Source organism: Paraburkholderia kururiensis JCM 10599 = LMG 19447, from assembly GCF_003986935.1.
Taxonomy (GTDB): Bacteria; Pseudomonadota; Gammaproteobacteria; order Burkholderiales; family Burkholderiaceae; genus Paraburkholderia; species Paraburkholderia kururiensis.
The window spans coordinates 16,476-37,412 of sequence record NZ_RJZE01000016.1 but is presented as its reverse complement, the minus strand read 5'-3'; the positions used below and the strand labels follow the sequence as shown (position 1 = coordinate 37,412).

18 protein-coding genes are annotated in these 20,937 nt (G+C 65.0%); 13 read left to right on the top strand and 5 right to left on the bottom strand.

Translation table 11 applies throughout. The annotated features are described in order from the left end of the window. Nucleotides 1-184: 184 nt before the first annotated feature. The 3 genes from PKKP23_RS19720 to fliT all read left to right on the top strand — a co-directional run bounded on the left by PKKP23_RS19720 (nucleotide 185) and on the right by fliT (nucleotide 3,042). The gene (locus PKKP23_RS19720) at nucleotides 185-1,003 is read left to right on the top strand and encodes a flagellin domain-containing protein (protein ID WP_017772174.1); all 819 of its coding nucleotides are present in this window, start codon (nucleotides 185-187) and stop codon (nucleotides 1,001-1,003) included. A gap of 260 nt (nucleotides 1,004-1,263) precedes the next feature. Continuing rightward, nucleotides 1,264-2,700 carry a flagellar filament capping protein FliD gene (gene fliD, locus PKKP23_RS19715; protein ID WP_126878120.1) on the top strand — a complete coding sequence of 479 codons (1,437 nt, stop codon included), beginning with the start codon at nucleotides 1,264-1,266 and terminating at the stop codon, nucleotides 2,698-2,700. A gap of 45 nt (nucleotides 2,701-2,745) precedes the next feature. Next, a complete protein-coding gene (gene fliT / locus PKKP23_RS19710; RefSeq protein ID WP_017772176.1) occupies nucleotides 2,746-3,042 on the top strand; it encodes a flagellar protein FliT in 297 nt (98 codons plus the stop codon). Between the two features lie 167 nt (nucleotides 3,043-3,209). Here fliT and PKKP23_RS19705 read toward each other — a convergent pair whose 3' ends face one another. Genes PKKP23_RS19705 through PKKP23_RS19690 form a run of 4 tightly spaced genes read right to left on the bottom strand, consistent with a single transcriptional unit; the run spans nucleotide 3,210 to nucleotide 10,060 of the window. Beyond that, nucleotides 3,210-5,192 (bottom strand): O-linked N-acetylglucosamine transferase, SPINDLY family protein, encoded by a 1,983-nt coding sequence (locus PKKP23_RS19705; RefSeq protein ID WP_126878119.1) that lies wholly within the window; start codon nucleotides 5,190-5,192, stop codon nucleotides 3,210-3,212. Next, nucleotides 5,189-7,495 carry a tetratricopeptide repeat protein gene (locus PKKP23_RS19700; protein ID WP_126878118.1) on the bottom strand — a complete coding sequence of 769 codons (2,307 nt, stop codon included), beginning with the start codon at nucleotides 7,493-7,495 and terminating at the stop codon, nucleotides 5,189-5,191. Before PKKP23_RS19700 ends, PKKP23_RS19705 begins: the two co-directional genes overlap by 4 nt. A gap of 13 nt (nucleotides 7,496-7,508) precedes the next feature. Continuing rightward, nucleotides 7,509-9,377 (bottom strand): O-linked N-acetylglucosamine transferase, SPINDLY family protein, encoded by a 1,869-nt coding sequence (locus PKKP23_RS19695; RefSeq protein WP_240659070.1) that lies wholly within the window; start codon nucleotides 9,375-9,377, stop codon nucleotides 7,509-7,511. Next, a complete protein-coding gene (locus PKKP23_RS19690; RefSeq protein ID WP_126878117.1) occupies nucleotides 9,374-10,060 on the bottom strand; it encodes a glycosyltransferase family protein in 687 nt (228 codons plus the stop codon). The genes PKKP23_RS19695 and PKKP23_RS19690 overlap by 4 nt, the downstream gene beginning before the upstream one ends. Before the next feature lie 373 nt (nucleotides 10,061-10,433). On the opposite strand from PKKP23_RS19690, the gene PKKP23_RS19685 reads away from it, so the two are divergent. From PKKP23_RS19685 to PKKP23_RS19645, 9 genes are all read left to right on the top strand, one after another. After that, on the top strand, nucleotides 10,434-11,297 hold the full coding sequence (locus PKKP23_RS19685; RefSeq protein WP_126878116.1) for a hypothetical protein: 864 nt from the start codon (nucleotides 10,434-10,436) through the stop codon (nucleotides 11,295-11,297). 167 nt (nucleotides 11,298-11,464) lie between these two features. Continuing rightward, complete coding sequence (locus PKKP23_RS19680; protein WP_126878115.1) at nucleotides 11,465-11,890, top strand: sugar 3,4-ketoisomerase; 426 nt, start codon at nucleotides 11,465-11,467, stop codon at nucleotides 11,888-11,890. 49 nt (nucleotides 11,891-11,939) lie between these two features. Continuing rightward, nucleotides 11,940-13,049 carry a DegT/DnrJ/EryC1/StrS family aminotransferase gene (locus PKKP23_RS19675; protein ID WP_240659069.1) on the top strand — a complete coding sequence of 370 codons (1,110 nt, stop codon included), beginning with the start codon at nucleotides 11,940-11,942 and terminating at the stop codon, nucleotides 13,047-13,049. Nucleotides 13,050-13,066: 17 nt separating this feature from the next. Then, entirely contained in the window at nucleotides 13,067-14,017 is a 951-nt protein-coding gene (locus PKKP23_RS19670; protein WP_017772184.1) for a glycosyltransferase family A protein, read from the top strand. 81 nt (nucleotides 14,018-14,098) lie between these two features. Then, entirely contained in the window at nucleotides 14,099-14,764 is a 666-nt protein-coding gene (locus PKKP23_RS19665) for an acetyltransferase (RefSeq protein ID WP_126878113.1), read from the top strand. Nucleotides 14,765-14,782: 18 nt separating this feature from the next. Continuing rightward, on the top strand, nucleotides 14,783-15,733 hold the full coding sequence (locus tag PKKP23_RS19660) for a polysaccharide deacetylase family protein (protein WP_017772186.1): 951 nt from the start codon (nucleotides 14,783-14,785) through the stop codon (nucleotides 15,731-15,733). Between the two features lie 15 nt (nucleotides 15,734-15,748). Beyond that, on the top strand, nucleotides 15,749-16,687 hold the full coding sequence (locus PKKP23_RS19655; RefSeq protein ID WP_126878112.1) for a GNAT family N-acetyltransferase: 939 nt from the start codon (nucleotides 15,749-15,751) through the stop codon (nucleotides 16,685-16,687). 29 nt (nucleotides 16,688-16,716) lie between these two features. Next, entirely contained in the window at nucleotides 16,717-17,538 is an 822-nt protein-coding gene (locus PKKP23_RS19650; RefSeq protein ID WP_017772188.1) for a phytanoyl-CoA dioxygenase family protein, read from the top strand. Then, nucleotides 17,535-18,629, top strand: a complete 1,095-nt coding sequence (locus PKKP23_RS19645; RefSeq protein ID WP_161978122.1) for an FkbM family methyltransferase — start codon at nucleotides 17,535-17,537, stop codon at nucleotides 18,627-18,629. The genes PKKP23_RS19650 and PKKP23_RS19645 overlap by 4 nt, the downstream gene beginning before the upstream one ends. Nucleotides 18,630-18,660: 31 nt before the next feature. Here the strand turns inward: PKKP23_RS19645 and PKKP23_RS19640 are convergent, their stop codons facing one another. Continuing rightward, complete coding sequence (locus tag PKKP23_RS19640) at nucleotides 18,661-19,692, bottom strand: aldo/keto reductase (RefSeq protein WP_126878200.1); 1,032 nt, start codon at nucleotides 19,690-19,692, stop codon at nucleotides 18,661-18,663. 123 nt (nucleotides 19,693-19,815) lie between these two features. Between PKKP23_RS19640 and PKKP23_RS19635 the strand changes: the two genes are divergently transcribed. Next, entirely contained in the window at nucleotides 19,816-20,724 is a 909-nt protein-coding gene (locus tag PKKP23_RS19635) for a LysR family transcriptional regulator (RefSeq protein ID WP_126878110.1), read from the top strand. Nucleotides 20,725-20,937 lie beyond the last annotated feature (213 nt).

The window sequence follows — 20,937 nt, the reverse complement described above, 5'->3', positions numbered from 1 at the left end:
CGCCCAGGCGGCCCACCTCGCTGCAAGCAAGGCGTAAGTTCCCGCCCCGATTTGCGAAGCACGTCCCTAAAGTTTTCCGCAACCGCCGCCGACAACCAGGAAAGACGGTCAGCGCCAGCCAAGAAGCGCATCGTCTACAACCGAACCAGCCTACATCCGAGGCACATACCAAACGAGGAAGCAAATGCTGAACATCAACACCAACATTCTGTCGTTGACGACGCAGACGAACCTCTCGGGCTCGCAAAGCGCCCTGTCGCAAGCCATTACGCGTCTGTCGTCGGGCAAGCGCGTGAACACCGCCGCTGACGACGCCGCCGGCCTCGCGATCGCGACCAGCCAGACCGCCGCCATCAACGCACTGAATCAAGGCGTGATGAACGCGAACAACGGCATTTCGATGGTGCAGACCGCTTCGGGCGCGATCTCGTCGACCGTGGCCAACCTGCAGCGTATCCGCCAGCTGGCCGTGGAATCGGGCGACGGCTCGCTCGGCTCGGCAGCGCAAGCGAACCTGCAGACTGAAGTCACGACGCGTCTGACGGAAATCAACCGCGTTGAAACGCAAACGACGTTCAACGGCCAGAGCGTGCTGGGTGGCCTCGGCAGCGTGAACTTCCAGATCGGCGCATCGGCCAACCAGACGATCACGGCGAACTTCGGTTCGACGACGTGGAACGCGTCGGGCCTCGGCGTTTCGGGCATCGACATCTCGACCACCTCGGGTGCCCAGAACGCGATCACGGCAATCGACGCCGCGCTGGCGCAAGTCAACAACTTCCAGGCAACGCTGGGTGCAACGCAGAACACGTTCCAGTCGGCCATCACGAACACGCAGACGGAATCGACCAACCTGAGCGCCGCCCAGTCGCAGATCGTCGACGCGGACTTCGCTTCGGAAACGGCGAACCTCTCGAAGGCGCAAGTGCTGCAACAAGCCGGTATCTCGGTGCTCGCGCAAGCGAACTCGCTGCCGCAGCAAGTGCTGAAGCTCCTGCAGTAAGCATGACCTGCCGGGCGCGCGCCGCTTGCGGGCGCGCCCGGCGCCGCGCCTGCTGCAGCATGCAGGGCGCGGCGGCGTGGAAAGAACCACACGCAACACAACACGAAGAACAACGCGGAGAGCGGCATCGGGAGGCACGGCCTCCCGATGTGCATTGTCCGCATGACAGCAACCCGCTGGCACTCGACCGGAAACGGGCACGCTCCCGCTTACATCCGGGCGCCGCGACCTGACCCCGCTCGTTACGAACGGAGCTACGCATGACCACGACCACCTCGACGACGTCCTCCACCGATGTAAGCGCGCTGCTCGCGCAAGCGGCGCAGTCCGTCATCAGCGGCGCGACCAAGTCGACGCTCGACGTGAACTCGCTCGTCTCGGCCCTCGTAACCGCGAAGACCGCGGGCCAGGCCGCGACCCTTACGAGCGCGCAGACGAGCGACAACACCGAACTCTCGGCCATCGGCCAGATCCAGTCGTCGCTTGCCGCGCTGCAAACCAAGCTTTCCGGCCTCTCGGACGGCACCTCGCTCACGCAGCTGACGGCGACCCTCTCGGGTACCGGCATCACCGCGACGCCCAAGAACGGCGTCGCTGTGCCCGGCTCGTACTCGATCAACGTGCAGCAGATCGCGACGGCCAACAAGATTTCGTCGGGCGCCTATGCGAGCAGCGCGACGCTTGGCACCGGCACGGTGACCATCGGCGTGGGCAGCAGCTCGATGACGGTGAATCTCACGTCGGCGAACAACACGTTGAGCGGCCTCGCCTCGACGATCAACAACGCATCGAACAACCCCGGCGTCACCGCCACCGTCATCACCGCGGCAGACGGCCAGCACCTCGTGCTCACGTCCAACGCCACGGGCGCGGCGAACACGGTGTCCATTTCGGCGGGCAGCGGTGTGGACACGGGGCTCAACACGGCGAGCTTCACGCAGGTCACAGCCGCTCAGGACGCGAAGTACACCATCGACGGCAACGCTGTCACGAGCGCAAGCAACACCGACACCACGGCACTCACCGGCGTCACGCTGAACCTCACGAGCGCGGCGGTGGGCACGACCCAGACGCTGACGGTCGCAAACGACACGAACGCCTCTGTCACCGCGATCACCGACTTCGTCAACGCCTATAACTCGTGGGTCTCCACCACGTCGTCGCTTACGTCCTACAGCGCCGCTTCGTCCACGAGCAGCGCAACCGCGGGTCCGCTGCTGGGCGACGCCATGACGAACTCGGCCGTGAACGGCCTCGCGAGCATCATCAGCGGCGGCGTCACGACGGGCGGCTCGACCTACAGCCTCGCCTCGATCGGTCTCGATCTTCAGCCCGACGGCACGATCAGCATCGACAGCTCGAAGTTGCAGGCCGCCGTCACCAGCAGCCCGACCACGGTGTCGGCGCTGTTCAACACGACCAACGGCATCGGCACCACGCTCAACACCTACGCGAACCAGTACACGCAGGCTGGCGGCATGATCAGCCAGCGCACGTCGGCGCTCAATTCGGACCTCTCGAACCTGACGCAACAGCAGAGCGATCTGACGGCTTACCAGGCCACGCTCACCAGCCAGTACAACGCGCAGTTCACGGCGCTGAACACGCTGATGACGACCATGCAGAGCAACACGACGTACCTGAACCAGCTGTTCGGCGGCAACGGCAGCGCCGGCACGCTGAACAAGACGGCATAAACGCTTTACCCGCCTCACTGACGCACTTGCCGAGGATCGAAACAGATGTCACAGCACACGCTTGATCGCGCCTACGAACTGACCGAGGCCATGAGCGCCGCGGCGTCGGCCGGAGACTGGCTGCGCGCGGCCCAACTCGCCGAGGAACGTTCGCCCTTCATCATGTCGCTCACGGCGAACCAGCCGCCCGAGGCAATGGCGAAGATCCGCGCGATCCAGCAATTCGACGCCGCTATCACCGGGCACGCAACGGCCGGCCGCGACGTCATGACGAACCAGCTGGGCGACGCGTTGACGCGCATCGCCGCAGCGGGCTTCTATCAGCAGACGGGAAAGCTTTGAGGTGATGTCGGGGCGAACATGCCCGACACGCCAAAACACGTACAACCAGCACAACCGCATACGAAATGCGGGAACGTCGATTCACCCTGAAAGCCGCAGCGATGCGGCTTTTTTCTTTTTGGCTTTTTCTCGAGCGGCGTAGCAGGCGTCAGCTACAGCAAACGCGCCTACGCACCCTGCGCGCCGCCGCCTGAGCGCGCCTGCCACATCGCGTCGAACGCGGCCTCCAGCGTGCGCGCAAAGTGCGGCGCGTCGCAGAGCGGCGAAGCCAGCACGCGCGCCGCAAGTCCCGCCCGCAACGCAGCGAGCCGTTCGCGGTCGTGGGCGAGAGCGACAGCCTTCGCGACGTAGTCTTCGTCGTCGGCCGCAATCCAGTCTTCGAGTCCCGCGCTCGTCACCACCGTCTCGCACAGATGCGCAAGGAACCGGTCGCCGCGACGGCAGAGCACGGGCACGCCCATCGCAAGGCTTTCGGCCGTCGTCGTGCCGCCCGGATACGGGAACGTGCTCAGCGTGATGTCGACGCGCCGGTACGCCGCGAGATAACTGGCGCGCGGCGAAGCACCTTCCATCACGATGCGTGTGCTATCGATGCCGTGCGCCGCGAAGCGCGCCAGCGTGGCACGCCGTTCGATTTCGTCGCCGAGTTGCTTCGCCTTCAGGAAAAGACGCGCGTCCGGCACCTCGCGCAGAATCCGCGCCCAGACCGCCGTCACGCGATCGTTCACCTTCACGAGGTCGCCGAAGCTGCCGAAGGTGAGGGGGCGGGCGCTCTCCGCGGCCGCGTCGCTCGCCACATCGGCCGGCGGCGTGAAGCACAGATACCCGCGTGGCAGCCGCCAGGGGCGCTCGATGAAGTGATGCGCCTCGTTCGCGGGCAGTACGCAATCGTCGCCGATCACGTAGTCGATGGCGGTAAGCCCCGTCGATGCGAAATAGCCGATCCAGCTCGCCTGCACCGGCGCCGGCTTCCAGGCGAACACCGAGACGCGGCTGCCGTCGGTATGCCCTGCCAGATCGAGCAGGATATGGATGCCGTCGTCGCGAATGGTGCGTGCGGCGGCTTCGTCGGTGAGTCCGGTCAGGCTGCGCCAGCCGTTGAAAAGCGGCTTGATGCGCGCCGTGAGGTCGTCTTCCTTGGGTTTCGTCGTGTAGGCGAACAGCTCCACGCGTGTTCGATCGAGTTGCCCCAGCACGCCTTCCAGGAAGAAGCCGACAGGATGCGTTCTGAGGTCGCCCGAAACGAAACCGATGCGCAGCGGCCCCGCGTCGGCACTGCGCGTGAGCCAGTCCGTGTAGGGCCGCGCCTGCGCGGCGGTGCGCAAGCCGTACTCGATGGCCGTGGCGAGGTATTGTTCGGGCGACGCCCCTTCGGCAAAGCTCAGGCTGAAGAGCAGATTCCCCCACGCGTTTTGCCACGTGGGCTGCAACGTCAGCGCCTGCTTGAAGCATTCGATGGCGGCCTCATGCCGGCCCTGCTCGCGCAACACGATGCCGAGGTTGAGCGGAACCTGCGCGTCGTGCGGAATCAACGCAAGCGCCTGCCGATAGCACGCTGCGGCCTCGGCCAGCTTGCCCTGCTCTTTGAGCGCGTTACCCAGGTTGTTGTGCGCTTCACCCAGCGTCGGCTTCAGCGCAATCGCCGTGCGGCAGTGCTCCGCGGCACGCTCGAAGTCGCCCATCTCGCGCAACACGTTGCCGAGATTGCAATGCGCGTCCGCGAAGTTGGGCCGGCATTCCACGGCACGCCGAAAACTCGCCGCCGCTGCGGCCGGCAGCCGCATCTGCAACAGCACGAGCCCGAGGTTGTTGTGCGCGCTCGCGCTGCCGGGGTCGAGCGCAATTGCCTGCTGATGACTCTCCGCCGCTGCTTCCAGCTTGCCCCAGCCGCGCAGCGAACAACCCAGGTTGTCGTAGTACATCGCCTGCGGGCTGATTTCGATGGCGCGCGCAATCAGGTCGAGCGCGTCGGCGTAGCGCGCCTGCTGCATCGCGATCACGCCGAGCAGATGCAGCGCGTCGGCATGCCGCGGCATCTGTTGAAGCGCGCGCGCGTAGAGTGCGCGCGCCTCGTCGAGCCGGCCCGCCTGGTGGAGCGCGAGGCCCGCTTCGACCCATTGCGCAGGCGTATCGGTCACACCCGGGGTCATTGCGCGCCCTCCGTGTCTTGCGCGAGCCGACGTTCCCACATCTGGGCGAACGCGGCTTCGAGGTTTCTCGCGAAGCGCGGCGCGTCGCAGAGCGGCGAGCCGACAATGCGTTCGCGCAAGCCCGCGCGCAGCGCCGCGAGCGCCGGCAGATCGCGCGCGAAGGCCACGGCGCGGGCGACGTAGTCGTCATCGTCGGTGGCGATCCATTCGGGCAGGCCCGCTGTGTGCAGCACCGTCTCGCCCAGATGCGAGAGGAAGCGGTCGCCACGACGGCTCAGCACGGGCACGCCCATCCAGAGTCCTTCCACGCTCGTCGTGCCGCCTGGGTAAGGAAACGGATCGAGCGCGATGTCCACGCGATTGAACGCGGCGAAATACGCGTCGCGCGCCGACGGCCCTTCGAGCAGCAGCCGGTCTGCGCCCACGCCATGCGCCGCGAAGCGTTCCAGCGTCTGCTCGCGCAGCTTCGGTTCGGCAAGCTGGTGGTTCTTCAACAGCCACCGCGAGCCCGGCACCGCATGCAGCACGCGCGACCACAGTGCCACCACGCCGTCGTTGAGCTTCTTGTGATTGTTGAAGCAGCCGAACGTGACGCCACCCGCAGGCGCCGAGAGCGCGGGCAACGGCCCCACCGGCACGTCGCCGGCGGGCAGCGTGAAGCAGAGGTAGCTGTCCGGCAGCCGCCAGACGCGCTCCACGAAGTGCGATTCCTCTTCGGGCGGCGACACGTAGCGGTCGCCCACGATGTAGTCGATCTGCGTGAGCCCCGTGGTCGCGAAATAGCCGAGCCAGCTCACCTGGAGCGGCGCGGGGCGCCACGTGAAAACGGGCAAGCGATTGCGTCCGGTATGGCCGGAGAGATCGACGAGGATATCGATGCGGTCGTCGTGAACGAGGCGCGCGACAGCTTCGTCGCTCATCTCGTTGATGGCTTGCCATGCCGCGAATTGCGGCTTCAGGCGCGCCGTGAGTTCGTCGTACTGCAAGCCGTTGGAATAGGCGAACGGCTCGATGCGCGTGCGGTCCAGGTGCCGCAGCACGCTTTCCAGGAAGTAGCCGACCGGATGCTTGCGATAGTCCGCGGAGACGAAGCCGATGCGCAGCGGACGTCTGCCCTGCACCGCATCCGCGCCGTCCTCGAGCGCCGGCCACGCGTCGAAAGGCTTCGCCCGCGCCGTCATGCGTTCGCCGAAATAGCGTGCGTCCGCGAGATGCGCAGCCGCCGACCATCCCGCGCAATACGACTGCCCGAACAGCACGCAGGTGTGCGACTCCGCGAAATCGGGGTTCAGCGCGAGCGCTTTGCGGTAGCTCTCGACAGCGGCATCGAAGGCATTGAGGTCCGCGAGAATCGTGCCCAGGTTGTTATGGAACGACGGCGAATCATGGCGCAGCGCAATGGCGCGCTGTGCGTACTGCAGCGCCTGTTCCGGCCGCCCCACGCGCTTGAGCGCATTCGCGAGGTTGTGATACGGATCGGGAAAGTCCGGCTGCAGCGCGATGGCCCGCTCGTAGCACGGCACCGCCTCGCCCACGCGACCCGCCGCGTTCAGCGCATTGCCGAGCGTGTTGTGCGCCGCGGCCACCTGCGGCTGAAGCGTCGCCACATGCCGGTAACTTTCGATGGCGCCGTCGATATCGCCCTGATGCATGAGCGCGCCGGCGAGACTATCGTGGGCCACGGCCAGTTGAGGCGAGAGCGCAATCGCCGCCCGATAGCACGCGATCGCCGCTTCGATCTGCCCTTGCGCCTTCAGCACGTTGCCCAGGTTGTTGTGCGCTTCGCTGAAATCGCGCTTCGCCGCAATCGCCTTGCGATAACTCGCCGCTGCGGCGTCCAGCTGCCCCATGTCCTTCAGCGCGTTGCCGAGGTTGCTGTAGGCCTCGGCGTAGCCGGGCCGCAGCTCGATGGCCTGTGCGCAGCTTTGCATCGCGCCGGCCGCGTCGCCCGACTCGCGCAGTGCATTGCCCAGGTTGTTGTGCGCTTCCGCGTAGTCGCGCTTGCGCGCAATGGCTTGCCGATAGGCGTTAATGGCATCGGGCAATTGACCATGCTCGCGCAGCATGTTGCCGAGGTTGTTGTAGTAGATCGGGCTCGGGTTCGCAGCAATCGATTCGCGGATCAGCACGATGCCCGCCTCGTGCTGCGCCAGCTGGCACGCGAGCAGGCCCATGAAGTGCAGCGCGTCGGGGTGCTTCGGCTGCACGCGAAGAATCTGCTGATAGAGGCTGTGGGCGTCGCCGAGGCGCCCGGCCTGGTGGTGCGCGAGCGCCGTGTTCAGCAGCCGGCCGATGTCATGCATGGGTGTCCGTGTATCAAGTAGCGCTGCGGTTCGTCAGATGAGGCTCGCGATCAGGCGCTGGGGTCACGAAGCGCTCGCCACGCGCCTGCCACATGCCTTCGAACGCGGCTTCCAGGTTGCGCGCGAAGCGCGCCGCATCGCACAGCGGCGAGGCCAGCATGGACGCACGCAACGCGCCGCGCAGCGCAGCCAGCCGTTCGCGGTCGCGCGCAAATGCCACGGCCTTCGCGACATAGTCGTCGTTGTCTTCGGCGATCCACTCGGGCAGCCCCGCCGAATGCAGCATGCTCGTGCAGATGTTCGAGAGGAAACGGTCGCCGCGACGGCACAGCACCGGCACGCCCATCCACAGCCCTTCGACGCTCGTCGTGCCGCCCGGATAAGGGAACGGGCTCAGCGCGATATCTACGCGGTTGTAGGCCGCGAAGTATTCGTTGCGCGGCGAGCGGCCTTCCAGAATCAACCGTTGCGCGCCGATGCCGTGCGCCGCGAAACGGCGCAGCGTGGTCTCGCGCGCGAACGCGGCGTCCAGTTGCGCCGCCTTGAGGAAGAGCCGCGAGCCCGGCACCGCGTGCAGCACGCGCGCCCATACGGCCACCACCGCGTCGTTCATCTTCATCAGATGGTTAAAGCAGCCGAAGGTGACGTGCTGCTGCGCAAGCATCGGCAGCGGGCCGACGGCCACCTGGTCGGCGGGCGGCGTGAAGCAGAGATAGCTGTCGGGCAGACGCCAGAGCGTCTCGACGAACTGCGCCTCGCTGCCCGCAGGCAACACGTGCGGGTCGCCCAGCACGTAATCGATCGACGCCAACCCCGTGCTCGCGAAATAGCCGAGCCAGCTCGCCTGCACCGGCGCGGGCCGCCACGCGAACACGGGCAGCCGGTTGAAGTTCATGTGGCCCGAGAGGTCCACGAGAATGTCGATGCGGTCGTCGCGAATACGCTGCGCCGCGGCCTCGTCGGAAAGGGCGGCGAGATTCGTCCATGCGGCGAAGCGCGGTTTGATGCGTGCGGTGAGCGCGTCTTCGAGCCGGCGCGTGGGGTATGCCACGAGTTCGAGCCGGCGCGGATCGATATGCGCGAGGATGCTCTCCAGAAAGTGCCCCGTCGGGTGCACCTTGAAGTCGCCGGAAACGAGGCCCACGCGCAACGGCCGGCCGTCACGATGCGGCGTGAGCAGCACGTTCCAGCTCGTCCATGCACGCGCCCGTGCACTCACCTCTTCGCCGAACGCCCGAGCCTCCTCCAGATACGCGGCCGGGCTCAAGTCCTCGCGATAGCTCAAGATGAACAGCAGATTGCTGCGCGCCGACGCCAGATCGGGCCGCAACGCAATGGCGCGGCGATAGCTCGCAATCGCGCCGTCCAGGTCGCCCAGATCCACCTGCGCGTTGGCGAGGTTGTTGTAGGCCTCCGCGTGATCGGGCTTGAGCGCGATCACCGTCTTGAAGCACTGCACGGCCTCGGCAAACTTCCCGTCGTCGCGCAGCATGTTGCCGAGGTTGTTGTGCGCGTGGATGTAGTCGGGCTTGAGCGCAATGGCCTGGCGATAGCTTTCCATCGCCGCCGCGCGCTTGCCCATGGCCCCCAGCGCGTTGCCCAGGTTGCTGTAGTAGATCTCGCTCGCGCGATGCGTGAGCGCGGCCATGATGAGCTCCATCGAGCCCGCGTAGTTGCCTTCGTGATACGCGATAAGCCCGAGCAGATGCAACGCGTCCGGGTGAGTCGGCTGCACCGAGAGAATCTGCCGATAGACGGCCGCCGCTTCCGCGAAGCGCCCCGCGTGCTGAAGCGCGAGGCCGCTTTCGATGGGCGGCACGGCACCTGCCGGGCCCGACGCTGGCGCGCCCTGAGGAAACGAAGCGGCAGGTAGCGTGCTCATTCGCCGTATTTGCGCAGATAGCGTTCGTAACCGGCGCGCCACGACGGCGTGCCGAACGCGCCGCCGCTCTCGTGCACGACGCTGATTGGCCAGGTGCCCATGCGCAGGCCCTTGAGTTCGGCCTGGCGGCAGAAGTCCATGTCGTAGAAGTGGAAGTCGAACTGCTCGTCGAAGCGCACGCCGCTTTGCACGAGGCGCTCGCTGTCGGCAATCAGCATGAGTCCGTCCAGCAGCTTGCATTCCAGGCCCGCCGGACCGAAGCGCGACACGTTCGTGCACGGAAAGCCCTTACCGTGCCCCACCACGCCGCTCAGGTACTCGCGCGCGTCCCACTGGAAGTCGGGTGTGACGAAAGCCCAGGCCGGCTGGCGCGGCACGCGGCGCGTGTTGCCCGCAAGGCCCGCCACGTCGAAATGCTGGACCGCTTCGTAGATGCGCTCCAGCCAGAAGAAGTCGCACAGCGAGATGTCGTCGTGGATGAAGACGAGAATCGCGGGGTTCTGCGCGGCGTGGTCGATGGCGCGGTTGTAAATGGTGGACAGGCCCGTCGTGTTGTTGTCGAACAGCAGCAACTGCGCGGGCGGCGTGTGGTGATAGAGCTTCAGCGAGCGACCGAGCGCGGAGTTCGCGACGAAGTCGGCTTCGTTGTGGCGGGTGCCGCAGACGAGGCGGATGGGCTTCATGGGAGACAGACAAGAAATGGAGACGGCCCGGCCCGGCGCGTACTGGCGGCCTTCCGGCGGATAAAGGAGCTTAGCGCTGACGCCCGGCTTTCAATCGACGGAAAAGCACCTTGTTTTCAGTCCATTTTGGACAGCAACGCGAGAGCGTGAAGGCCGGCTGCCGTGCGTTTGCGGCACCGCGCCTCGCGCGCTGCGGCGCCGCAAGCCGTGCGCCCCGCCACCGCCTTGGCCCCGAAATAGGCGGGAATTGGCTTGCTGTTCCAGCGATAAGAATCGGCGCCCGGCAGTCAAACTGCTGCCTTGTGTGGCCCTATGGGCCCTCTCGCACGGACTCGACACGAGCAAACCCGCGAGCAACTTTCAGAGGCAGATCATGCTTGAACCCTCACGGCAGGCGGCCGGCAACCGGCGCATCGAGATCCACCAGATTTTTTACTCGGACGAAACGCGCCTGCTGCTCGACCCCGGCTTCATTCCGCTCGACAACCGCGACGGCCGTGCGGACTGGCGTGAATACTGGCCCATTCGCACGTTCCTGTTCTCGCGTCCGCTGAAGGAAAACACGCTCTACGGCTTCCTTTCGCCGCGCTTCGCGCAAAAGACGCTGCTCGACTCCAACGTCGTCAACGCGTTCATTGCGAGCGTGCCGGCCAATACGGACATCATCAGCTTCTCGCCCTACTTCGATCAGGGCGCGTTCCATCTGAACACCTTCGAGCAGGCGGCCACCAATCACCCCGACATCTGGCGCGTGTTCGAAAGCGCGGTGCCCTATGTCGCGCCCGGGTTCGACCCGCACACGCTCGCCATGGACTCGCGCTCGAGCATCTTCTGCAACTACTTCGTGGCCACGCCCGCGTTCTGGCGCCGCTGGCTGCTTGCCTGCGAAATGCTCCTTGGCGTGGCGGAAGGCGGCAACGGCGAGCTTGCCGCGCTGCTCAACGGGCCGGTGGCCTACGGCAGCACGATGGTGCCGGCCAAGGTGTTCGTGATCGAGCGCATCGCGTCTTTGCTGCTGGCCACCGAGCCGCACTGGCGCGCCGCGCGTTTCGATCCATTGAGTCTGCCGATGTCCGGCTCGATCGTGTGCCCTTATCCGGGCGAACTCGCCATGCTGGATGCGCTCAAGCTCGCGGCCATCGAAACCGGCGACGCCGGCTACCTGGAAGTTTTCGAACGCACGCGCGGCGCATTGGTGGATGCCGCTATCGAAGCGAAGCGCGCGGTCACGCAGTAAGCGCGCTGGAGAGCCCGCCCATGGAATTGGGGCAAAACGCCCATTCTGTTTGGCGGATTGAAAGGCGGCCCACAGGGCTAAGCTTTATCCAGTCATAAAGCCGTGCGCGGCGGCTCCCGCGCGACGCGCGCTCAATGTCAATGGATAGAGCCAGGAGGAACGTGGTCATGCCACTCAACGACTGCCGGATCATCGAGTTGCCCAAGATTACCGACCCGCGCGGCAATCTCACGTTCGTTGAAGGCGACAACCACGTCCCGTTTGATATCAAGCGGGTCTACTACCTCTACGACGTGCCGGGTGGCTCGGACCGCGGCTCGCACGCGCACCGCAACCTGCATCAGTTCGTGATCGCGATGTCGGGCAGCTTCGACATCGTGCTCGACGACGGCGACCGGCAGCGGCGCTTTCATCTGAACCGCTCGTATTACGGCCTCTACATCTGCCCGATGATGTGGCGCACGCTCGACAACTTCTCGTCGGGCGGCGTCTGCATGGTGCTCGCCTCGGCAGCATTCGATCCCGCGGACTACATCCGTGACCACGACGAATTCCTGCGTCTTGCGCGCAACCCCGAAGCCGCCACGGCCTGAAGCGAACCGTCCGGGCACATTCTGGCTGCCGGCGCACCGGCAACGACGCATGAAAATCGATTTCCTGAATCTCAAGCTGGCCAACGCGCGCTACGAAGACGAGATACGCAGCGCGGTGGGCCGCGTCATCGACTCCGGCCGTTACGTGCTGGGCGAAGAAACGCTCGCCTTCGAACGCGAATTCGCCGCGTATTGCGGCGTGGAGCACTGCATCGGCGTGGCGAACGGGCTCGATGCGCTGCATCTGATTCTGCGCGCCTACGGCATTGGCCCCGGCGACGAAGTGATCGTGCCGTCGAACACGTTCATCGCGACGTGGCTCGCCGTGAGCCAGGCCGGTGCGCGCATCGTCCCTGTCGAACCAGACCCGACGACCTGCAACCTCGACCCGCAGCGCGTCGAAGCCGCCATCACGCCGCACACGCGCGCCATCATGCCGGTGCACCTGTACGGCCAGCCGGCGGACATGGACCCCATCAACGCGATTGCGCGCAAGCACGGCCTGCGCGTGATCGAAGACGCCGCGCAGGCGCACGGTGCCCGTTATCGCGGCCGCCGTGCAGGCGGTCTGGGCGACGCCGCGGGATTCAGCTTCTACCCCGGCAAGAACCTGGGCGCACTGGGCGACGGCGGTGCCGTGACGACGAACGACCCCGAACTCGCCGCCACGTTGCGCAAGCTGCGCAACTATGGTTCCGAGGTGAAGTACCGGCACGATCTGGCCGGCGTCAATTCGCGTCTGGACGAGATACAGTCGGCCGTGCTGCGCGTGAAGCTGCGCTATCTCGACGAGGACAACGCGCGCCGCACCGCGCTGGCAAGCGCCTATGCCGAAGCGCTCGGCCAGGCGCCGCTGCAATTGCCGGTCGCGCTGCCGCATGTGGAGCCGGTCTGGCATCTCTTCGTCATCCAGACGCCGCATCGCGATGCGCTGCAGGCGCACCTGACCGAACGCGGCATCGGCACGCTCGTCCACTACCCGATTGCGAGCCACCATCAGCGCGCTTACGCGAACGAGACGTGGCCCGATCTGCCCATCGCCACGCGTTTGCAGTCTGAAGTGCTGAGCCTTCCCTTTGCCACGTATTTGCAGGCCGAGCACGTGCATACCGTCGCGCAGGCCGTGATGGACTACTTCGACGGCGTTCCGGCCCATTAAGCCGCGCCCATAAACTCATGACCATCACGACGCTCATTCCGGCTTACAAGCCGAAGTACCTCAACGAACTGCTCATCGCGCTCAAGCACCAAACGCTGAAGCCGGCGCGCATCATCGTTTCCGACGACAGTCCCGACGGCGCGTTTCTCGCCGCGCTGCAAAGCGAACCGCTCAAAAGCGCGACGGCGGACATGAACATCGAAGTGATCCAGGGTCCGCGCGCGGGCGGGATCGAAAACTGCCGGCATTTGCTGAGGACGTGGAATGGCGCAACACCGCTGGCCCATCTGCTCTTCGACGACGACGTCATCTATCCCGAGTTCTACGCGTTCCACGCCGCGGTACACGCGGGCGGCTCGTTCGACTGCTCGGTGAGCCGCCGGTGGACCGCGCTCGAGTCCGGCCAGCCCGTGAGTCAGTTGCCGCGTCCGGACGCAGTCGTCCAGCATCAGCAGCGCGTGTTTTCGCTGCCGCCCGAGCTTGCCTTCGCGTTGACGGTGCCGGCGTGCAACAACTGGCTCGGTGAATTTTCGAACGCGGTATTCACGCGCGACGCTGCGAACCTGCTGCTCGACACGACGCTTGCCGGCATTTCGTACGTCGGTCTCGCGGACATCGGGCTCTTTCTCACGGCGAGCCTGCGCAAGCCGCTGTGCGTGATCAACGACCCGCTCGGCTACTTTCGCCTGAGCCCGCAACAGATCACGCAGCAGACGACGAGCCACGCGTACAAGCTCGCCGTTCTCGCGTGGGCCGCGCTGGGCGTGGCAGGACAGCGCCTCGGCAAGCTGCAGCACGAGCAGGCCGCGCAGTGCTACCGGACCGTGGACGCCCTGATCGCGACCCGCATGGCGGATGTGGCAGACATGGCGCCCTTCAGCGCGTTGATGCGGGAACTGGCGGCGGGCGTGCCGGGTGCCGACGACCGCTTCCTCGGGCAATGGCACGCATTCATTCCCGCAGGCTGAGATACAAGTAACGCGGCACAGGCAGTCGCGGTATGAGCAGACCCGGTTATCCATAGCCGGGGCTTTGAAGGAGGAGCAAAGATGACCAGGAAACTCGTATTGATCGGCGCCGGCGAAATGGCCGAGATCGCAGACGAATACTTCACGCACGATTCCGACTATAAGGTCGTGGCGTTCTCGGTGGAGCGCGACTACATCCGCCAGCCGGAACTCAACGGCAAACCCGTGGTTGCATACGAAGAGCTCGAAACGCTCTACCCGCCGTCGGAATACACCGTGTTCGTGGCGATTCCGTCGTCGCAGCTCAACGCGCTGCGAACGCGTTTCTACCTGGACGCCAAGAAGAAGGGCTACCGCTTCGCCACTTACATCAGCTCGCGCGCGTTCGTGTGGCGCAACGCGGTGGTCGGCGAAAACACGTTCATCTTCGAGAACAACGTGATTCAGCCGTTTGTCACGATCGGCAACAACTGCATTCTGTGGAGCGGCAACCACGTGGGCCACCGCAGCGTTGTCAAAGACCACACGTTCATTTCGTCGCACGTGGTGATCTCGGGCTACTGCGAGATTGGCGAATACTGCTTTCTCGGCGTGAACAGCACGTTCAACGACCATGTGAAGGTGGGCGATCAATGCGTGATCGGCTCGGGCGCCCTCATCACCAAAGACACCGAAGCCAACCGCGTCTACGTTGCCACCGGCGCGAAGCAGGTGCCGGGCAAGCTCGCCACCGAAGTGGACCTGTAAGACCTCTGCCGCACGCACATGACGACGATTCATTGGGAAAAACTGGGCGCCGTTTTTCATACCGCGACGCAGGGCAAGCCGTGGATGAAGAACTCGGCGCTCACACCCACGCCCTTCAGGCTCGATGACCGCACGATTCGCGTGTATGCGGGCTTTCGCGACGAAGCGGGCGTGAGCCGCATCGGCTACGTGGATGTGGACGCCGAAGACCCTCGACGCGTCGTTCATGTGTCGGATGCCCCCGTGCTCGACATCGGCCGCAACGGCTGCTTCGACGACAACGGCGTCATTCTGGGCGACGTCGTGCGCGGCCCGCGCGGCGTGTACCTGTTCTACGTGGGCTTTCAGCTCGTGGCGAAGGCCAAGTTCCTCGCCTTCAGCGGTGTCGCGCTTTCCACCGACGGCGGCCATTCGTTTGCGCGTATCAGCGAATCGCCGATTCTCGATCGCGCAGCGGGCCAGTCCACCATCGGCGCGATCCACACGGCGCGCTTCGAAAACGGCCGCTGGCGGCTCTGGTACGCATCCGGCGACGATTGGGAAATCATCGACGGCAAGCCGTTTCCGCAATATCACATTCGCTACGTCGAAGCCGACGACCTGCTCGACGTGCCGCGGCAAGGCGATCTCTGCGTCGACGTGCGCGGCAGCGAGTACCGCATCGGCCGGCCGCGCGTCTACGTGATGGGCGGCGAGCACGTCATGTATTACACGAAGGGCACGCGCGAGGGCGACTACTTCCCCGGGCTCGCGCGCTCGCCCGATGGCAGGCGCTGGACGCGGCACGACGATCAGCTGGGCATCGCGCTCTCGGCAACCGGCTGGGACGCGCAAACGCTCTGCTACCCCGCGTTGATTACCGTGCGCGACGACACCTACATGTTCTACAACGGCAACAACATGGGCTACGACGGCTTCGGCTGCGCAAAGGCGACGGGCGTAACGCTCGACGAGATCGAACCACGCTGAACCTCGACACCGGCCGTGGACACGACAATCTCGCTCAAGCCCTATTCGACGGAAGACGCTGCCCTCTGGGACCAGACGGTGCGGCAGTCGTGCAACGGCAATCTGCTGCATCTGCGCGGCTACATGGATTACCACCGGGACCGGTTCGATGACTGCTCGCTGATCCTGTTGCGCAACCAGAAACCCGTGGCCGTGTTTCCTGCGAGCCGCAGCAGCGACACGGTGAGTTCGCACGGCGGGCTCACCTACGGCGGACTGCTTCACACCGAAGACCTGGGCACGCACGACACCTTGCTCGCCTTCGCCGCGATTCGGGAACACTACCGCACGCTCGGCATCCAGACGATCGTCTACAAGGCGATTCCCACGGTATTTCACCGCCTGCCTTGCCAGAACGATCTCTATGCGTTGACCTGCGCCGGCGCGAAGCTGATTCGGCGCGACGCGTCGTCGGTGATTCATCTGCAAGAGCCGTTTTCGTTTTCGAAGGGCCGCAAGTGGGCCATCAACAAGGCGAAGAAATGCGGCCTCACGGTTCAGCAGTCGCAGGACTTCGAGGGCTTTCACGCGCTGCTTTCGCAGGTGCTCGGGAAGTTCGGCGCGAAGCCCACGCACTCTTGCGCTGAACTGAAGTTGCTGTCGGGACGTTTTCCCGATGCCATCACGCTGCACGTCGCGCAACGGGAAGAAGCGCTGCTCGCCGGTGTCGTCGTGTACGACTTCGGGCACGTCGTCCACACGCAATACATGGCGAATTCCGATGACGGCCGCGAAATCGGCGCACTGGACCTGCTGGTGGCCGAACTGATCGCGAAGTATCGCGACCGCAAGTTTTTCAGCTTCGGCATTTCGACCGAAGAGCAGGGATTGAAACTGAACGCGGGGCTCATCGCCCAGAAAGAGGCGTTCGGCGCGCGCACCGTCGTGCACGATTTCTATTCGTGGCCGCTTTGAATCCGATCGCTTGATATCTCACCCAGACAATGAGCACGCTCGACCAACACGTTATCTGCCACGGCATCACCGAACGGCACACATCGGCCACGGACATCGACTTCTGCGTCGAAGAGATTTTCACGAAGGGCTATAGCATCATTCCAGGCAGCTTCGATGCCGCCACGATCGCGCTTGTCTCGGAGTATTCGGACAAGTCGTACCAGAAGCAGTGCGAGATTCTGGGCGGCGAGCAAAACCTGGCTCGAATCAACGACGCGAACATCGCGAGAGCGCCCTGCGCCGATTTCGACCTGTTCGTCGATGTCGCGATGGACCCCAAGGTGCACGCCGTGGCAAACGCGCTACTGGGCAGGAACTACATCCTGTATTCCCAGAACGCGATCATCAACGTGCCCACGACGAACCACTATCAGTTCTCGTGGCATCGCGACCTGAACTACCAACACTGGACTTCGTCGCGCTGTCTCGCACTGAGCGCGCTGCTTTGCGTGGATCCGTTCGACGACGTCACGGGCGGCACTTATGTGCTGCCCGCCACGCACAAGGTCGAGCAATTTCCGTCGGACCGCTACGTGCTGGAAAACCAGTTGTGCGTGCACGCGCAGCCCGGCGACTGGATTCTATTCGACAGCATGCTGTTTCACCGCACCGGAAAGAATTCGTCGAACGCGAAGCGGCGCGCCGTCAATCACATCATCGTGCCGCCGTTCATGGCCCAGCAATACGACTTCATGGGCATGCTGGGCGACCGCCTGAAAACGAACGAAGAGCGCGTGTTCTTCGGCCAGGGCCGAAAGACGGCACCGTCTGCCATCGAATGGCGGCAAAGCAGGATCAACAGGCTATGACATCCCTCCACGAAACCATCGATGCGCTGTTCGACCGCGCGGCCCGCGAACTCGAAGCGAAGACGGCCGCTTTCGATCCGAACAACTTCTGCCTGCTCGGCGCAGGCAACATGGGACGCGCGGCGCTCGCGCAGTTCAGGCAGATCGGTGTCGAGCCGCGTGGATTCATCGACGACACGCCCGGCAAGCGGGGCACGACGATCGAAGGGTTGCCGGTGTTCGGCGAGCGGCCCGACCCTTCGACCACGGTGATCGTGTGCATCCACAATCCGCGCCACGACTACCTCAAGACGCTGCAGCGATTCGGTCCGAACACGCTGTCGTTCATGCATATACCGTGGCTCTTTCCGCAACTGACGTTTGCACACGCCGCGCATCCGGACGTCTATCGCCGCTATCGGGACGACATCGTGGCGCTGTACGAAGCGCTGGCCGATGAAACCTCGCGCCGCACGTTCCTGGAACAGCTCACGTTTCGCCTCACGCTCGAATGGAATTTCGAGGAGCATTCGGCCACGCCGTATTTCCCGGACGGCATCGGCTTACCGTTCGAGGAGAAAGTCAGTTTCATCGACGCCGGCGCCTTCGACGGCGACACGGTGAAGCTCTTCGTCGAGCACTTTCCGCGTCCGGGCAAGATCATCGCGATCGAAGCAGACCCGCAGAATTTCGCGAAGCTGCGAGCGTATCTCGCGGCGCTTGGCATCGATCACGTCGCGCACCACGCGGCGGTGGACGGCAAAGAAGGCGAACTCCGGTTCGATGCGACCGGCGACATGGCGGCGCGGCTGTCCGAAAACGGCCAGGTCGTGGTGCGCTGCCATACGCTCGAACATTTCATGAAGGACGTGGACGGCCCGTGCTACGTCAAGTTCGACGTGGAAGGCGCGGAGTCGGCCATCATCACCGAATCGCTGGAGCTTCTTCGCGAGAAGAAGCCCATGCTCGCCGTGAGCATCTATCACCACGCGCCGGACATGATCGAGATTCCCTTGCGGTTGCATCGGCTCGGGTACCGGCTGTCGATGCGCTATCACGGCATCGACGGCGCTGATCTGGTCTTGTACGCAATGCCGGGCGAACCTCATTAAGGCATTTCGCCCTCTCACCCGCATCGGCACATTAAATCGGCGCATTAAGCCGCGCAAACGCCTCCTGCCGCCGATACGGAAAGTACGGATAAGGCGGCGTAACGGCGCTGGCCGCATCCAGCCGCGCCACCTGTTCGGCAGTAAGCGCCCAGCCCACGGCGCCCAAGTTCTGCCGCAGTTGCGCCTCGTTGCGCGCCCCGATGATCACCGACGACACCGTGGGCCGTTGCAGCAGCCAGTTCAACGCGACCTGCGGCACCGTCTTGCCGGTCTCGGCGGCCACTTCGTCCAGCGCATCGACCACGCGGTAGAGATGCTCGTCGTCCACCGGCGGCCCGTAGCTTGCCGTTTCGTGTAGCCGGCTGCGTTCGGGCAGCGGCGCGCCGCGCCGGATCTTGCCCGTCAGGCGTCCCCAGCCCAGCGGGCTCCACACCAGCGCGCCCAGCCCCTGGTCCGCGCCGAGCGGCATCAGGTCCCACTCGTAGTCGCGGCCGATCAGCGAGTAGTAGACCTGGTTGGCCACATAACGCGGCCAGCCGTGCAGCTCGGCCACGGCGAGCGACTTCATGATCTGCCAGCCCGCGAAGTTCGACACGCCCACGTAACGCAGCTTGCCGGCGCGCACGAGGCTGTCGAGCGTGGCCAGCACTTCTTCGATGGGCGTGGCCGCGTCGAAGGCGTGCAGTTGCAGCAGGTCGATGTAGTCGGTGCCGAGCCGGCGCAGCGCGTCGTCCACCGCGCGGACAAGACGAAAGCGCGAGGTGCCGGCGTCGTTCGGGCCGTCGCCCGTCGGCAGGCCGGTCTTGGTCGAGATCAGCACGCGGTCGCGGCGGCCCTTGATGGCGGCACCCAGCACTTCCTCGGAGGCGCCGTTCGAGTACACGTCCGCGGTATCGAAGAGATTCACACCTGCGTCCAGACAGATGTCGATCAGACGGCGCGCCTCGGCGGCGTCCGTATTGCCCCACGCTCCGAAGAGCGGCCCGGCGCCGCCGAACGTGCCAGCCCCGAAGCTCAGCACGGGCACCTTGAGTCCCGAACGTCCCAGCGCGCGATATTCCATGTCCATGGCGGATTCCTTTCCCTGTTGAGTCCGTTGATGGCAGTTGCGCGCCAGACTGTAGCCCTTGCGGCTTTTCCTGATAATCGGGTAGGTTTCGAAAAAATATTTCGGGAGTGCCGAAAAGTGATTCTGGAAAATCTCGCGCTGTTCCTGCGCATCGTGGAGAAAGGCGGCCTCGCGGCGGCGGGGCGGGACTTCGGGCTTTCGCCGGCCACGGTCTCCGAGCGGCTGGCTTCGCTGGAGAAGTACTACGGGGCGGCGCTCCTCGTGCGCACCACACGCGCCATCAGCCTCACCGACGAGGGGCGCATGCTCGTGGCCGGCGCGCGGCGGCTGCTGGCCGAGGCGGAGGAAGTGGAAAGCACCATCAAGCTGGGCATGCACACGCTGTCCGGGCCCATTCGCCTGAGCGCGCCGCTCGACATGGGCCGACGCCGCATCGTGCCGATTCTCGACGCCTTCATGGCCGACCATCCCGGCGTCACCGTGGACCTGCACCTGAGCGACGGTTACGTCGACCTCGTGGGCCAGGGGCTCGACTTCGCCATCCGCCACGGCATGCTTGCCGACAGCTCGCTGCGCAGCCGGTCGCTGGGCGGGTATCGGCGGCTTGTGTGCGCTTCGCCGGCATACCTCGCTGCACACGGCACGCCGCAGCATCCCAACGACCTCACGGCGCACGACTGCATCGTGGTGCGCTTCGGCCAGGATCTCTACGGCGAATGGCCGTTCCGCATCGACGGCACCATCCAGCGCGTGATGGTGCGCGGCCGCCGCGTGGCCAACGACGGCGGGCTCGCGCGCCAATGGTGCCTGGACGGCCACGGCATTGGGCTGAAGTCGCTGTTCGACGTGGAGGCGGACCTCGCCTCGGGCGCGCTCGTGGAGCTACTCAGCGACTATTCGGCGGGCGACATCGATCTGCGCATCGTCTACCCGGCAAGCGCCGTGCAGCCGCGGCGCGTGCGTACGCTGATCGACTGCATCGCGAAAACGTTCGAGCCCGCGGCCTCCGTCACGTCCTCTATATAAGAGCGCCCAGGCGCCGCCTTCCGCTGTTTCTTCACCACGCGCGTCGCTTCAAGAGGCTGCGGCCAAACAGCGCAGCCCACCTGCGGCGCTGTGCCGGCCAACGCGCCTAAATACATATTTTCAATATATTTTTCCTTCGGCACCGCTCCGGCCATGCCGTCGCGACGCTTGCTTTTCGCGCTTTACATCCCTTTTGAGCGCGACCTATGATGC

Bases quoted from the DNA above. Each gene is read 5' to 3' on its own strand.
- PKKP23_RS19705 (WP_126878119.1), bottom strand. From the start codon at position 5,192: ATGACCCCGGGTGTGACCGATACGCCTGCGCAATGGGTCGAAGCGGGC.
- PKKP23_RS19720 (WP_017772174.1), top strand. From the start codon at position 185: ATGCTGAACATCAACACCAACATTCTGTCGTTGACGACGCAGACGAAC.
- PKKP23_RS19645 (WP_161978122.1), top strand. From the start codon at position 17,535: ATGACATCCCTCCACGAAACCATCGATGCGCTGTTCGACCGCGCGGCC.
- PKKP23_RS19680 (WP_126878115.1), top strand. From the start codon at position 11,465: ATGCCACTCAACGACTGCCGGATCATCGAGTTGCCCAAGATTACCGAC.
- PKKP23_RS19690 (WP_126878117.1), bottom strand. From the start codon at position 10,060: ATGAAGCCCATCCGCCTCGTCTGCGGCACCCGCCACAACGAAGCCGAC.
- PKKP23_RS19670 (WP_017772184.1), top strand. From the start codon at position 13,067: ATGACCATCACGACGCTCATTCCGGCTTACAAGCCGAAGTACCTCAAC.
- PKKP23_RS19675 (WP_240659069.1), top strand. From the start codon at position 11,940: ATGAAAATCGATTTCCTGAATCTCAAGCTGGCCAACGCGCGCTACGAA.
- PKKP23_RS19660 (WP_017772186.1), top strand. From the start codon at position 14,783: ATGACGACGATTCATTGGGAAAAACTGGGCGCCGTTTTTCATACCGCG.
- fliT (WP_017772176.1), top strand. From the start codon at position 2,746: ATGTCACAGCACACGCTTGATCGCGCCTACGAACTGACCGAGGCCATG.
- PKKP23_RS19685 (WP_126878116.1), top strand. From the start codon at position 10,434: ATGCTTGAACCCTCACGGCAGGCGGCCGGCAACCGGCGCATCGAGATC.
- PKKP23_RS19695 (WP_240659070.1), bottom strand. From the start codon at position 9,377: ATGAGCACGCTACCTGCCGCTTCGTTTCCTCAGGGCGCGCCAGCGTCG.
- fliD (WP_126878120.1), top strand. From the start codon at position 1,264: ATGACCACGACCACCTCGACGACGTCCTCCACCGATGTAAGCGCGCTG.
- PKKP23_RS19650 (WP_017772188.1), top strand. From the start codon at position 16,717: ATGAGCACGCTCGACCAACACGTTATCTGCCACGGCATCACCGAACGG.
- PKKP23_RS19640 (WP_126878200.1), bottom strand. From the start codon at position 19,692: ATGGAATATCGCGCGCTGGGACGTTCGGGACTCAAGGTGCCCGTGCTG.
- PKKP23_RS19700 (WP_126878118.1), bottom strand. From the start codon at position 7,495: ATGCATGACATCGGCCGGCTGCTGAACACGGCGCTCGCGCACCACCAG.
- PKKP23_RS19665 (WP_126878113.1), top strand. From the start codon at position 14,099: ATGACCAGGAAACTCGTATTGATCGGCGCCGGCGAAATGGCCGAGATC.